Source organism: Halostella pelagica, from assembly GCF_004762015.1.
Taxonomy (GTDB): domain Archaea; phylum Halobacteriota; class Halobacteria; order Halobacteriales; family Natronoarchaeaceae; genus Halostella; species Halostella pelagica.
The window spans coordinates 475,195-487,773 of record NZ_SJES01000003.1 but is presented as its reverse complement, the minus strand read 5'-3'; the positions used below and the strand labels follow the sequence as shown (position 1 = coordinate 487,773).

The 12,579-nt window shown below is 66.0% G+C and carries 11 protein-coding genes and 1 tRNA gene; 8 read left to right on the top strand and 4 right to left on the bottom strand.

Annotation, left to right across the window (positions count from 1 at the left end):
* The first annotated feature begins 19 nt into the window (after positions 1-19).
* The 4 genes from EYW42_RS10505 to EYW42_RS10490 all read left to right on the top strand — a co-directional run bounded on the left by EYW42_RS10505 (position 20) and on the right by EYW42_RS10490 (position 5,739).
* Positions 20-2,371, top strand: a complete 2,352-nt coding sequence (locus EYW42_RS10505; RefSeq protein ID WP_135535207.1) for an ATP-dependent DNA helicase — start codon at positions 20-22, stop codon at positions 2,369-2,371.
* Positions 2,371-2,868, top strand: a complete 498-nt coding sequence (gene cgi121 / locus EYW42_RS10500) for a KEOPS complex subunit Cgi121 (RefSeq protein WP_135535206.1) — start codon at positions 2,371-2,373, stop codon at positions 2,866-2,868. The genes EYW42_RS10505 and cgi121 overlap by 1 nt, the downstream gene beginning before the upstream one ends.
* Positions 2,869-2,937: 69 nt before the next feature.
* Positions 2,938-4,248, top strand: coding sequence for an oxidoreductase (locus EYW42_RS10495; protein WP_135535205.1), 1,311 nt, complete (start codon positions 2,938-2,940; stop codon positions 4,246-4,248).
* Between the two features lie 531 nt (positions 4,249-4,779).
* Entirely contained in the window at positions 4,780-5,739 is a 960-nt protein-coding gene (locus EYW42_RS10490) for a transcription initiation factor IIB (RefSeq protein WP_135535204.1), read from the top strand.
* A gap of 227 nt (positions 5,740-5,966) precedes the next feature.
* Here the strand turns inward: EYW42_RS10490 and EYW42_RS10485 are convergent, their stop codons facing one another.
* Both EYW42_RS10485 and EYW42_RS10480 read right to left on the bottom strand, forming a co-directional pair.
* Complete coding sequence (locus tag EYW42_RS10485; protein WP_135535203.1) at positions 5,967-7,289, bottom strand: cytochrome P450; 1,323 nt, start codon at positions 7,287-7,289, stop codon at positions 5,967-5,969.
* The gene (locus tag EYW42_RS10480) at positions 7,286-7,906 is read right to left on the bottom strand and encodes a hypothetical protein (protein WP_135535202.1); all 621 of its coding nucleotides are present in this window, start codon (positions 7,904-7,906) and stop codon (positions 7,286-7,288) included. Before EYW42_RS10480 ends, EYW42_RS10485 begins: the two co-directional genes overlap by 4 nt.
* Before the next feature lie 140 nt (positions 7,907-8,046).
* On the opposite strand from EYW42_RS10480, the gene EYW42_RS10475 reads away from it, so the two are divergent.
* Positions 8,047-8,700, top strand: coding sequence for a helix-hairpin-helix domain-containing protein (locus EYW42_RS10475; RefSeq protein WP_135535201.1), 654 nt, complete (start codon positions 8,047-8,049; stop codon positions 8,698-8,700).
* Position 8,701: 1 nt separating this feature from the next.
* On the opposite strand, the gene EYW42_RS10470 is transcribed toward EYW42_RS10475, so the two are convergent.
* On the bottom strand, positions 8,702-9,751 hold the full coding sequence (locus EYW42_RS10470) for a hypothetical protein (protein ID WP_135535200.1): 1,050 nt from the start codon (positions 9,749-9,751) through the stop codon (positions 8,702-8,704).
* 239 nt (positions 9,752-9,990) lie between these two features.
* Here EYW42_RS10470 and EYW42_RS10465 point away from each other — a divergent pair, with 239 nt between their 5' ends.
* Positions 9,991-10,629 (top strand): zinc-ribbon domain-containing protein, encoded by a 639-nt coding sequence (locus EYW42_RS10465; RefSeq protein ID WP_135535199.1) that lies wholly within the window; start codon positions 9,991-9,993, stop codon positions 10,627-10,629.
* A gap of 97 nt (positions 10,630-10,726) precedes the next feature.
* Here EYW42_RS10465 and EYW42_RS10460 read toward each other — a convergent pair.
* Positions 10,727-10,799: transfer RNA gene (locus EYW42_RS10460), tRNA-Gln, on the bottom strand.
* Positions 10,800-11,188: 389 nt separating this feature from the next.
* Here EYW42_RS10460 and EYW42_RS10455 point away from each other — a divergent pair.
* Positions 11,189-11,815: an IMP cyclohydrolase gene (locus tag EYW42_RS10455; RefSeq protein ID WP_135535198.1), complete on the top strand. Its 627-nt coding sequence runs from the start codon at positions 11,189-11,191 to the stop codon at positions 11,813-11,815.
* 50 nt (positions 11,816-11,865) lie between these two features.
* Positions 11,866-12,525: a metallophosphoesterase family protein gene (locus tag EYW42_RS10450; RefSeq protein WP_135535197.1), complete on the top strand. Its 660-nt coding sequence runs from the start codon at positions 11,866-11,868 to the stop codon at positions 12,523-12,525.
* The last annotated feature ends 54 nt before the right edge of the window (positions 12,526-12,579 follow it).

Here is a 12,579-nt window from a genome sequence, read left to right as displayed (position 1 = left end):
ACGCCCCTACGGAGGGGTAATGAAAACAGCGGACCTGTCGGGGCTCCCGCCCGGCGTCACGGACCACCTGCAGGAACAGGGGATCGAGGAGCTCTACCCCCCGCAGGCCGAGGCCGTCAAGGCGGGCGTTACCGAGGGAGAGAACGTGGTCGCGAGCGTCCCGACCGCGAGCGGCAAGACGCTCATCGCGGAACTGGCGATGCTGTCGGCGATCCAGCGGGGCGTCTCCAAGCCACGCTCGGACGGCTCGGCAGACGAGCAGAGCGCGTCTTCCGGCGGGAAAGCGCTGTACATCGTCCCGCTCCGGGCGCTTGCGAGCGAGAAGAAAGCCGAGTTCGAGGAGTTCGAGGAGTACGGCGTCTCAGTCGGCGTTTCAACCGGCAACTACGAGAGCGACGGCGAGTGGCTGTCGACGAAAGACATCGTCGTCGCGACCAGCGAGAAGGTCGACTCGCTCGTCAGAAACGGCGCGGCGTGGATCGAGGACCTCTCCTGTGTCGTCGCCGACGAGGTGCACCTGATCGACGACGCCCAGCGCGGCCCGACGCTGGAGGTGACGCTTGCGAAACTCCGCCAGTTGAACCCGGATCTCCAGACCGTGGCGCTGTCGGCGACGGTGGGCAACGCCGACGACGTCGCGGAGTGGCTGGACGCCGAACTCGTCGACTCGACGTGGCGGCCCATCGACCTGAAGAAGGGGGTCCACTACGGGAACGCGCTCCACTTGGACGACGGCACGCAATCCGAACTGGAGGTGCGAAGCGGCGAGAAACAGACCGCCGCCGTCGTTCGGGACACTCTCGAAGACGACGGGTCGACGCTCGTGTTCGTCAACTCCCGTCGGAACGCCGAGGCCGCGGCGCGGCGACTCGCCGACACGGTCGACCCGCATCTGACCGTCGAGGAGCGCGAGGAACTCGCCGACGTGGCGGACGAGATCCGCGACGTGAGCGACACGGAGACGAGCGAAGACCTTGCGGACGCCGTCGAGGGCGGGGCCGCGTTCCACCACGCCGGACTGGCAGCCGACCACCGCTCGCTGGTCGAGGACGCCTTCCGCGACCGGTTGCTGAAGGTCATCAGCGCGACGCCGACGCTCGCGGCGGGCGTGAACACGCCGAGCCGACGGGTCGTCGTCCGGGACTGGCGGCGCTACGACGGCACCGCCGGCGGCATGCAACCGCTCGACGTGCTGGAGGTCCACCAGATGATGGGTCGCGCGGGTCGGCCCGGGATGGACCCGTACGGCGAGGCGGTGCTCGTCGCCAGCAGTCACGACGAACTCGACGAACTGTTCGACCGCTACGTGTACGCGGACCCCGAGCCGGTCCGGTCGAAACTGGCCGCCGAACCGGCGCTGCGAACCCACGTCCTCGCCACCGTCGCGACGGGGTTCGCAGGGTCCCGAGACGAACTGCTCTCGTTCCTGGAGCGAACCCTGTATGCCTCCCAGTCCGCCGAGCCGGGCCGACTAGAGCGCGTGACAGACGACGTGCTGGAGTATCTGGAACGCAACGAGTTCGTCGACCGTGACGAGGGGAGACTGACAGCTACGGCCCTCGGCCACACCGTCTCGCGGCTCTACCTCGACCCGATGAGCGCCGCCGAGATCGTCGACGGCCTGCGCTCCGTGGAGGGGCGACCAACCGCGCTCGGCCTCTATCACCTCGTCTCGCGGACGCCGGACATGTACGAACTGTACCTGCGGTCGGGCGACCACGAGGAGTACATGGAACTGTGCTACGAGCGCGAGGGCGAACTGCTCGGCGCGACGCCGAGCGAGTTCGAGGAGGGCCGCTTCGAGGACTGGCTCGCCGCGCTGAAGACGGCGAAGCTACTGGAGGACTGGGCCGGCGAGGTGGACGAGGACCGTATCACCGAGAAGTACGGCATCGGGCCGGGCGACATCCGCGGCAAGGTCGACACCGCGGAGTGGCTCTTGAACGCCGCCGAACAACTGGCGAACGAACTCGACGTCGGGGAGGAGACCGCCATCCGCGAGGCGCGAAAGCGCGTCCAGTACGGCGTCGGCGAGGAACTGCTCGACCTGGCGGGTGTCCGCGGCGTCGGCCGCAAGCGCGCACGACGCCTGTACGAGGCCGGCATCGAGACGCGGTCCGAACTCCGCGAGGCCGACAAGTCGGTCGTGTTGCGCGCACTGCGCGGCCGTCGCAAGACCGCGGAGAACGTGCTCGAAAACGCCGGGCGTGAGGACCCCTCGATGGAGGGCGTCGACGAGGCGACGGGCGACGCCGTCCCGTCGACGGACGGAAGCGGAGGCGACGGGCGAGACGAACGGGAGGAATCGGCGGAGTCGTCCGCCGCGAACGAGTCGGACGACGCCGGACAGGCGAGCCTGGGTGATTTCTGATGGAGTTGGTCGAAGGCCGCCTGACCGTCGACGACACCGACGCACTGGTCGAGCGACTGGGGGAGATCGGAGACGAGCATGGTTGTGCCGTGCAGGCGTTCGACGCCCGCTACGTCGCCGGCCGGGACCATCTCGAACGGGCCGTCGAGCTCGCAGACCGCGCTATCGAACGCGGCGAGAACGTCGCTCGGAACCGTGGCGTCGAGATACTGCTGTACGCCGCCGGGCGGCGACAGATCAACCAGGCCTTCGAGATGGGCGTCAGCGAGGGCGAACAGGCGGTCGTGGTGCTGATAGATGGGGACGACGAGGCGGGCGCGACAGAGGCCGCGACCGAACAGCTCGACATCACCGAACCGACCGCCGCCGTCGAACACGCCGACGAAGAGCTACTCCGGGACTTTTTCGACGTGACCGACGCCGAACGCGACGCGACGGACGCGGATATCGGTGCTCTGGTGTGCGAACGAGTGGCGTTGTTAGAAGTCGAGAAGTAGTTTCGATAGGTCGAGTTCAGCAGTATGAGCGACTGAACGCTTTTGACGAGCGCACTCCAACGTGAGAGCATGTCCTCCCGGCTCGAAGATCCGGTCGATATCGGCGGCCTGACCGTGCCGAACCGGCTCTACCGCGCCCCGCTGTTGGAGTGTGCCGGCAACGGGCCGGACGCCGTCGACACGCTGATCGCGGAGTTAGAGCCCACCGCCGAGTCCGGCGTCGGTCTGATCTTCCAGGGCGCGACCATCGTCCGCGGGGAGGGAGGGTGTGCCGCGCCCGGGATGACGCGGGTCCACGACGACGAGTTCGTCGCGGAACTGTCCGCGCTGACCGACGCCGTCCACGACCACGGTGGCCGGATCGCGATACAACTCGAACACGGCGGCCTCCGGAGCATGGAGACGTGGCACGCGGAGTACCGCGAGGCGAATCCCGGTCTGGAGCAACTCGCTGTCTCCCGTCTCCCCTGGCAACTCCGCGCGCTCGATAGGTCGGGCTTTCTGTCGTACGACCCGCACGTGCTTTCGACCGCGGAGGTGTACGACCTCGCCGCCGACTTCGGGGCCGCCGCGGAGCGCGCCGTCAATGCGGGCTACGACATGGTCCACCTCGCCGGGGCGAACATGGGCATCGTCCAGCAGTTCCTCTCACCGTTTTACAACCGCCGGGACGACGAGTTCGGCGGGTCACACCGGGAGCGCGTTCGATTTCTCGAAGTCGTCCACGACGAGATCCGGGAGCGGGCGGGCGACATCCCCCTGGTGACGAAAGTGCCGGCCGAAACCGCCGCTCCGGCGCTCGTCCGACGGCATCTGAGCCTCGGAGACGGCGTTCGGATCGCCGAGTTGCTGTGCGAGATAGGGTACGACGCCGTCGTTCCGGTACAAGGGTCCGTGGTGTGGGACATGAGCATTGTCCGCGGCGAGTTTCCGGAGCGCGCGTGGTCGGACGAGCGGTTTCAGACAGGGTACGACGCGGCGTTCGGCGGACGGTTCCGCAAACGACTCGTCGCCGCGCTCAACCGACTGCAGTCGCGGCGGTACGGCTTCGAACCGGGATGGAACGCGGATTTCTGCCGTCGCGTCCGCGACCGCGTCGATGTTCCGGTCCTCGCGGAAGGCGGGATCCGGGGCCGCGAGCAGATAGACCGCCTGCTGGGTGACGCCTGCGACGCGGTCGGCGTTGGCCGCCCGTTCTACGCCGAACCCCGACTCGGAGCACGCTTGCTCGACGAACCCCCCGCCCGGACAGTCTGCGAGAGCTGCAACAACTGCACGGTGCCGCAGGTCACGGGTGCCCCGGGCGTCTGTCGAACGCCGTCAGTGCTGGCGGCGCGGGGGCGGTTAGAGAAAGCGGGTGCGTACGACCGGGAAGAGTGACGACCGACCCCACTCATCGGCGGATAGCGACGGAAGAAAGGACGAATTAGCGTCCGTATAGCCGACGATACGTTCGGTAAGAGAACAACCCGGAGTCGAACCCGGCGGTAGACCGCCATGGTACGGCGTCAGTACCGACACCCCGTTCCGCCGGCGGCCGGTCTCGGAGCCGGTACAGAGCAGGCCCGGAACGGGGTATAGTTGTACGTTACTGTTCTGTTTGGTATCTAGTAAGATGGGCGGCGCAGTAATTGACAGAAACGATTGAGAACGGTCACGGGAAGACACCCCTTACGTTCGCGTAGAAGGGTACAAACCCCCCGACGGGACTGGCACGGAGGCATCGCAGTGGTATGTCACCGAGTAACCAGACGTTGCCCTCGGTCGGGCGATCATAGCCGGTTCATAACAAAGGGTCGGGATCGGTAACGCGAAAACAGAAGAGGGGATGGGGGCAGTCGGTCGAACTGCTGGCGCTTTTCCGTCTGGTCGGGACTGCCAGTCGCCGCCGTCATCTCCCGGATGCACACAATGTCACGCCTGAACACCCATCGAAGCGGCCGTCGCGCCGAGATAGAACCAGAGAGCACAGAGGAGGACTCCGAGTGCCCGGAGTGTGGCACCGAACGGTTCGTCCAGAGCCCCGACCGTGGGGAACTTGTCTGTGACGACTGCGGCCTCGTCGTCGACGACGAGGCGATCGATTACGGGCCGGAGTGGCGGGCGTTCAGCCACCAGGAACGGCAGGAAAAGTCTCGGGTCGGGGCACCGACGACCGAGACGATGCACGACCGCGGACTGACGACGGATATCGACTGGCGCAACACGGACGCGAAGGGGCGGTCGATCGAATCCGAGAAGCGCGGACAGTTACACAGGCTCCGGAAGTGGCAGCGCCGGATCCGCACCCGCGACGCCGGTGAGCGCAACCTGAAGCAGGCGCTCTCCGAGATAGACCGCATGGCGTCCGCGCTCGGCGTCCCCCGGTTCGTCCGGGAGATATCGAGCGTGATGTATCGCCGCGCTCTGGACGAGGACCTCATCCGCGGGCGTTCCATCGAGGGCGTCGCCACCGCGACGCTGTACGCCTCCTGCCGCAAGGAAGGGATCGCCAGGAGCTTAGAGGAGATCACCGAGGTCTCCCGGGTCGACCGTCGAGAGATCGGCCGAACGTACCGGTACATCTCCCAGGAACTCGACCTCGAGATGAAACCCGTCGACCCGAAGCAGTTCATCCCGCGGTTTAGCTCGGAGCTCGACGTGAACGAGGAGGTACGGACGCGTGCAAGAGAGATAGTCGAGGAGACCGCGAAGGAAGGGCTCCACTCCGGGAAGTCCCCAACCGGGTTCGCGGCAGCCGCGATCTACACCGCCTCGCTGGAGTGCGACGAAAAACAGACCCAGCGGGAGGTGGCCGAGGTCGCGCAGGTGACGGAAGTGACTATCCGGAACCGCTACCAGGAACAGACCGACGTTTTGGAGGACGACTAGCGCTTTTCTCCCCGGCGCGCGTACGCCGGGACGGTGACGGAGCCGTTCACCCGTTTCGTCGACGGAATCGTACACGAGGACACGCAGGTTCACAACGGCTATCAGTGGAGACACCTGGATGCCGGCCAGTATCTCGTCAGTCCAAGGAGTCGTCCACCGGCGGCGCTTCCCTCACCGTCCAGACGCGGGACGAACTGCTCGCACGCAGCGCATACCACCCCACGCCGTCAGTCGCGTTCGGTGACGGCCATCGGCACCGCGCCGTCAGGTTGCGTCGTCATCTGCGGGTCGAGTTGGAGGGCGAAGTCAGCCGGCGCGTCAAGGCGGTACCGCTGACCGATAGTCGCGAGCACCAGTTTCGCCTCGAACAGCGCGAACGCCCGGCCGATGCAGGTTCGCCGGCCGCCGCCGAACGGGGCGTAGGCGAACTCGTGTCTCTCACGGTCGGACGCCTCGGTCCATCGCTCCGGTCGGAACGCGCCGGGGTCGTCGTAAAACTCCCCGTTGCGATGTACCTGCCGGACCGAGAGGTGGACTTCGCTGTTGGCCGGGATGCGGTAGCCGTCGACGTCGACTGCGTCCTCCGTCCGGCGCGGGATGGTGTGGACCGGGGGGTAGAGCCGCATCGCTTCCCGGAGGACGCTATCCGCGTAATCGAGTCGCTCGACGTCCGCAGCGGTCGGCTCGCGCCCATCGACAACCGCGTCGAGTTCGGCGTAGAGCTGGTCGCGCACGTCCGGATGTTCCGATAGGAGATACCAGGTGTACGTCAGGGCAAGCGCCGTCGTCTCGTGACCGGCGAACGTGAACGTCACTAGCTGGTCTTTGATCGTCTCGTCAGTCGGACCCCGTCCGTCGGCGGCGTCGCGGACTGCGAGGAGTTTTGAGACGAGGTCGTCGCCCGCGCCGTCCGCCCGCTCCCGGGCCCGAACGAGACGGTCGACCTCCTCCCGGAGTCGTTGCGACGAGTTTCGGAACCGCCGCCGCGCGGGCGTCGGTACCCACGTTGGGAGCGCCCACGACGACGGCGCGAACCACGCGTTCAGTCCGTTCGCGGCGGCGTAGAGGTCCGCGTCGGCCGTCGGGTCCAGTTCGCGGCCGAACAGCGTCGCGAACAGCACTTCGAGCGTGAGGGTTTTCATCTCGCTCGCAACGTCCAGCGTCTCGCCGGGCGACCACCGTTCCGCGCGACGCTCTATCTGCTCGACCATGGTGTCTCCGTACCCTCGGATCCGGTCGGCGTAGAAGAACGGCTGCAGCTGGTCCCGCTGTCGTCGCCACCGGTCGCCCTCGGTGGAGAGCAGGCCGGAGCCGAACGCCCGCGAGAAATCCTCCGTTTTCCCGAACCGGTCGACGTCCGTCACGAGCACCTGTCTGAAGTGCTCCGGATGCGTGAGGACGTAGACGTCCGTCCCGACGACATCCATCCGGAACGCGTCGCCCGCCTCGCCGGTAGCCCGGTCGAGAAAACCGAACGGGTCGCGGGCGAACGCCACGGTGTGGCCCAGAACGGGCAGTCCAGAGGGGGTCGGAACCTCCTGGTTACTCATGGTCGGATCTCGCGCGCGGCGGTATTGAAAGCGTCACTCTCCCGGCCCCGCACGTACCGGAAGCACGCGAGGACGCCGGCGGCCAACAGGAGACCGCCGATAGATTCCGGCCACGTGTGCGCGCCGGCGAGGGGACGGGCGACGACCATTCCGACCGGGACGGCAAGCAGCGGCGAAAACCGGCGGTCGAGCAGGGCCAGATAGCCCGCCGGTGCGGCGGCGTAGGCAACGTGACTCGATACGTCCCAGAACGGCGTCAGCAGGAGGTGAGGGACGGTTAGACCGAGGAGTACCGCCGAAAGCGCCGGGAGTAGCGGTCCCCAGACTCGGAGCCGCCAGACCGCCCAGAGGAGAAAGAAGCCGACAGCGATGCCGAGGCTGCCGGTGAAATCCGGTCCCCACTCCGGGACGGTGTCGAAGAGAACTGGACCCGCGTCGTAAACGACGTACGCGACGGCCCAGGCCGCGGTGAGCGCTCCTACCCGGACTGCGAGCCCCGGATAGTTCCTCGCTGGTGCGGCCCGCCATTCGTAGCCGATCAGTGCGAGCGTACAGAGGAGGACGAAGTACTCGGGCGCGAACACCGCGGAAAACGTCCCGGCGACAGACGACACCATGTCGGCGGGATGAACGGTGACGCCTATCGACGTTTCGGTTCGCGGAAACGTCGTTCCGCTGAACGAGAGTATCGACCCGTCCCGCGCCGGCGACGAACCTGACGTTCATACCGAACGGGCGTCTACGTTCGGTTGATCGTATGGCCGTCTCCGCATTCGTAGACGACCGGGAGCCGCCCGCGGTCGCGGCGGCGTTACGGAGCCACGCGGACGTGGATGCCGTCGAGGTCCGCCGTCTCGCCGCCGGCGACATCGTCATCAGGAACGTCGGGTTCGAACGGAAGACGAGCGACGACTACCTGCAGTCGACGATAGGTCGCGTCGGGTCGGACCTGGAAGCGCAGGTCCGGCAGATGAACGAGACGTACGACCACGCGTACGTCCTCATCGAAGGGGACCTCCGAGAGGTCGAAAGCCGCCGGCCCGGCGTCCCGGACGCATCGGTTCGGGGGACCGTGGCGTCGATCACCGCCCGGTTAGGAACGCCGGTGATACCGTGCGGCGACGGCGACCGACTCGCCGACGTTGCCGTTCGCCTGGCGCGCAAACACACCGAAGAGCCGTCAGCGCGCGCCCTGTCGACCGGCGCAGTGACCAGCAGAACTGAACCCGTCGCCAAGCGGATGTACGGCTGTATCGACGGCGTCGGTCCCGGGACTGCGGACGCGCTGTACGAAACGTTTCCGTCGGTCAAGTCGCTGGTCGCCGCCACGGAAGAGGAGCTACTGGCAGTTGAGGGCGTCGGCCCGAAGCGCGCGGCGGCGATCTACGAAGCGTTTCGTCGAGAGGGGTGAACTAGCCGGCAGTCCGTCGCCACGTCTCGGCGATATCTGCAAGGTAGTCGGCGTACTCCCGCACGGCCTCGGACCAGCGCTCGCCGGAACGAGTTCCCGCAGAGTTCCCGCCGCAGACCGCTCGCAGGTCGTCGAGCGTCGACGCCGAGTACGGCGACGCGTGACGCATCATCTGAAAGACGACTGATTCCGCCGGTCGGTCCGCGTCCAGATCCGGGTCGCGGACTGACTCGCGGAGTGTCTCGGGAGCCATGTCGAGGTGAACGCTCGAACCGGGGATGCTCTTCGACATCTTGGGCGTGTCGTCGACCCCGTCTACGAGTCGGGAGTACAGGCCGACCACTGACCCGTCGACGCCGGCGCGTTCGCGGACGGCGTCGATGTGGCGAGCGAGGCCGACATTGTCAGCGCCGAGAGCGAGAAGAACGCGCTCGTACTCGTCTTTCAGCAGCGGGTTGATCGAGTCTGCAGCGAGGAGGAGTCCGCACAACTCCCGGGAGAACTCGGTCGCGTCGCTTGACTCGTCAAGGTCGTCGTAGGCAGCGTCGAGCGCCTCCTCGAACTCTGTCGACCGTTCGTCCCGTCCGTCTCCCGCGTCGGGATCGTAGTCTCTCGCGAGCAGGAATCCGGTGTGCAAGACGCCGTGAGACTCGTCCTGTGAGTAGATCCGTCCGCGCTCGGGATCGAACCCCATCTCCAGCGCGAGTTTCCGGTAGCGCTCGGCGCGAGTGCGGAGGGTTTCGATATCGGCTTCGCCCGCGTTGTACACCACCATATCCGCGAGAACCAGTTGCACGTGGAATCCGGCACGCTGGAGGTCGACGGCGGACTGGATCTGTCCCAGCGTTCCGACGTGTGGGGCACCAGTCATCGAGAGACCCACTGAAACGCACGTTTCGGCCGGGGTCGCTCGCTCCACTGCGTCGGCGTCCTCGGTGAACGCGAAGCGGTTCCGACCGTACGACGCCGACAGGTCACCGATCGGCACGTCGACCGCGTCGTAGCCGCGGCGTTCTCGAACCGCTTCGTAGTGCGCCTGGAGTTGCGACATGGGCCACGATATGTTCGCTGTGTATAAAATGGTAATTCGTGACTAGGTAGCATCCATCAGTCGAATTTCCGCAGATCGACGAGGGACGATGCGCTACCGTACTCTCGTACTCGACAGAACGACAGAACGAACCCCTTAACGCACGGATATAAGTTATAAGGGTCAGTACCACACGCTCAGGTGAAAGAGATCCGGACGATGACCACGAACGCCACACCCTCAAAGACGGGAGACAGAGCATGAACAGCGCCGATAGCGACCCGCACTGTCCGGAGTGTGGCGAACCCATCGGCCAGACGGCGACCTACTGCATGCACTGCTCGGCCGATCTGACTGCGGAACTCGAGTCCGGGGACACTAACGAGGACGGCGCGTGGGACGAAACGGGATCCCCGTCAGCGGGGACCGGGAAACGGACCGACGCCGGAGAGAGTTCCGTCTCGACCGGTAACGAACGCCCGGAGCAACTGCTGGCTCCGGACGGACTCGTGGATAATACGCTCACCGTCGTCGTCGGCATCGTCGGCGGGATTATCGTCGGCCTAGTGGGATCTATCGTGCTGGCAGTCCTGACCGGGAGCGGGTGGGCGCTCGCCTTCGGTTTCGTCGCGTGGCTCGGGGCCACTGCGTATCTCGTCCGTCGCCGCACAGTCCAGGGCGCTGTCGCAAAGAGCGGCTACGCGGTCGCTATCGTACTGTTGTTGGTGCCCGTGATCGCGCTCAGCCCCGGGATCACGGTCGACGGCGGCATCGAGGGACGAGGCGGCCTGCTTTTCGTGCTGTTTCTGTTCGTCGCTATCCCCGCGGGTATCTCGGCCGCGATCGGCTGGGTCGCCGCTCGGTTCGTCCCTGAAAACGCCGGCGGCAGCGAAGGCTGACGGGAGAACGCTTTCAGAAAGCAGCGTCTCGAACCCGCCGGAAAAGACGCCCTCGGTTAGGTGCCACTGCTGGAATGAGAGACGTTAGAATTTCGAGTAGTCCATCCTGGATTCGAACCAGGGTCGAAGCCCCCAGAAGGCTTCAGGATTGGCCACTACCCTAATGGACTTGACACGTTCGCCGGTTTCCGACTTTCCGACGCTTCACCCTTCAGTAACGCGTTTCCGCATTTGAGTGTTTCGAACTCGTTCGGGTCTGAAAGAGAGGACTGGTTAGTCACTCGTTCACATCGTTCCGGTACGGATCGCCTTCACCTGCGGTAGGAGTCGGGATGGGATAGCGCTCCTTCCGATGGCAGTTTGTTTCCCCACCGTCAAAGTCACGAGAATCTCTGATTCTCGAACGACTCCTTGAGAAAGGGGACTCCGCCTCGAAAGAAGTTGAACCTCAGCGACCTACGCTCGGGCACTGGGAACACGACAGGACAAGCGATCGTCTCCACCCGTCGAACGCACGCGTATCGACACCTCTTTTTCCCGCTTCCGTCCACGTTCGCGTATGTACATCGGACGCTTCGTCGTTGTCGGTACGGACGCGGCCGCGTACCGCGTCTCCTCCCGGTCGTTTCCCAACCGCCGGATCGCGGAGCGCGAGAACGCGTTGACCGTCGGTCCGACCGAGGACGCACCGGAAACGGACAATCCGTACATCTCATACAACTGCGTGCGGACCGCGAACGGCGCGGCAGTGCTTGGCAACGGTTCGCACGTCGACCCGATAACCGAGAAGATCGAACTCGGCTATCCCGCGCGGGACGCCCTCGCGGAGAGCCTGCTAGCGCTTGACTACGAGAAAGACGAGTACGACACCCCGCGGGTCGCCGGCGTCCTCTGCGGCGGGACGGGAGAAGGCTCGACGGACGGGGACGCCGACGGCGAGGTCGGCAAGCAGGCGTACATCGGCATCGTCCGAAAGGACGCACTGATCGTCGAGCGGGTCGAGGAGCCGACGCTCGTCGCGACGTACGAAACGGACAGCCCCGAGGCGTTCGACTTCGAGGCGACCGACGCCGAGACCGCCGCGCGCGAAGCGTTCGACCTTGAATTCGAACACGCGGTGTGTGCCGCCGGTGTCGCGCGGACCGACAGCGGGTTCGAGACGGCGGTCGTCAACGGCGACGAGTAGGACGGAAAGAGCGGACAACCCTCAAGGACCGCGCCCGTTTCAGTGTACTCATGCGACTGGGTGTGATCTCGGACGTGCACGGTAACAAGGTGGCGCTGGACGCGGTGCTTGAGGACATGCCGGCCGTGGACGGCCTGCTCTGTGCCGGCGATGTCGTCGGCTACAACCCCTGGCACGCCGAGTGCGTCGACGCGGTCCGGGAGCGGAACGTCCCGACGGTGATGGGCAATCACGACCGCGCAGTGGCGACCGGAACCGAGTTCCGGTTCAACAGCATGGCCGGCGCGGGCGTCGAACACGCGAGAGAGACGCTGTCGGACGACCAGGTCGAGTGGCTGGCCGCGCTGCCGGACGAGCGCATCGAGTGCGACGGCCGCGTGAAAATCGTCCACGGCCACCCCGACGACCCGGACCGGTACACGTATCCCGACGACTTCTCCCCGCATCTGCTGGGCGACGAGGACGCGTTGATCATGGGTCACACACACGTTCAGGGCCACGAGCAGTACGAGGAGGGAATCGTGATGAACCCCGGCAGCGTCGGTCAACCGCGGGACGGCGACCCGCGGGCCGCGTATGCCGTTCTCGATCTCGACGCGCTGACGGTCGAGGAGTACCGGGTCGAGTACGACGTCGCTGAAGTGCAACGGGTAGTCGAGGAGGCCGGCCTCCCGCGGAAGATCGGATCCCGGCTGAAGAAAGGGCGGTAAGCGAACTGAATGGTCCGCACAGGGGTACGAGCGAACAGTTAACCCGTCGTGCGG

Bases quoted from the DNA above. Each gene is read 5' to 3' on its own strand.
- EYW42_RS10505 (WP_135535207.1), top strand. From the start codon at position 20: ATGAAAACAGCGGACCTGTCGGGGCTCCCGCCCGGCGTCACGGACCAC.
- cgi121 (WP_135535206.1), top strand. From the start codon at position 2,371: ATGGAGTTGGTCGAAGGCCGCCTGACCGTCGACGACACCGACGCACTG.
- EYW42_RS10495 (WP_135535205.1), top strand. From the start codon at position 2,938: ATGTCCTCCCGGCTCGAAGATCCGGTCGATATCGGCGGCCTGACCGTG.
- EYW42_RS10490 (WP_135535204.1), top strand. From the start codon at position 4,780: ATGTCACGCCTGAACACCCATCGAAGCGGCCGTCGCGCCGAGATAGAA.
- EYW42_RS10485 (WP_135535203.1), bottom strand. From the start codon at position 7,289: ATGAGTAACCAGGAGGTTCCGACCCCCTCTGGACTGCCCGTTCTGGGC.
- EYW42_RS10480 (WP_135535202.1), bottom strand. From the start codon at position 7,906: ATGGTGTCGTCTGTCGCCGGGACGTTTTCCGCGGTGTTCGCGCCCGAG.
- EYW42_RS10475 (WP_135535201.1), top strand. From the start codon at position 8,047: ATGGCCGTCTCCGCATTCGTAGACGACCGGGAGCCGCCCGCGGTCGCG.
- EYW42_RS10470 (WP_135535200.1), bottom strand. From the start codon at position 9,751: ATGTCGCAACTCCAGGCGCACTACGAAGCGGTTCGAGAACGCCGCGGC.
- EYW42_RS10465 (WP_135535199.1), top strand. From the start codon at position 9,991: ATGAACAGCGCCGATAGCGACCCGCACTGTCCGGAGTGTGGCGAACCC.
- EYW42_RS10455 (WP_135535198.1), top strand. From the start codon at position 11,189: ATGTACATCGGACGCTTCGTCGTTGTCGGTACGGACGCGGCCGCGTAC.
- EYW42_RS10450 (WP_135535197.1), top strand. From the start codon at position 11,866: ATGCGACTGGGTGTGATCTCGGACGTGCACGGTAACAAGGTGGCGCTG.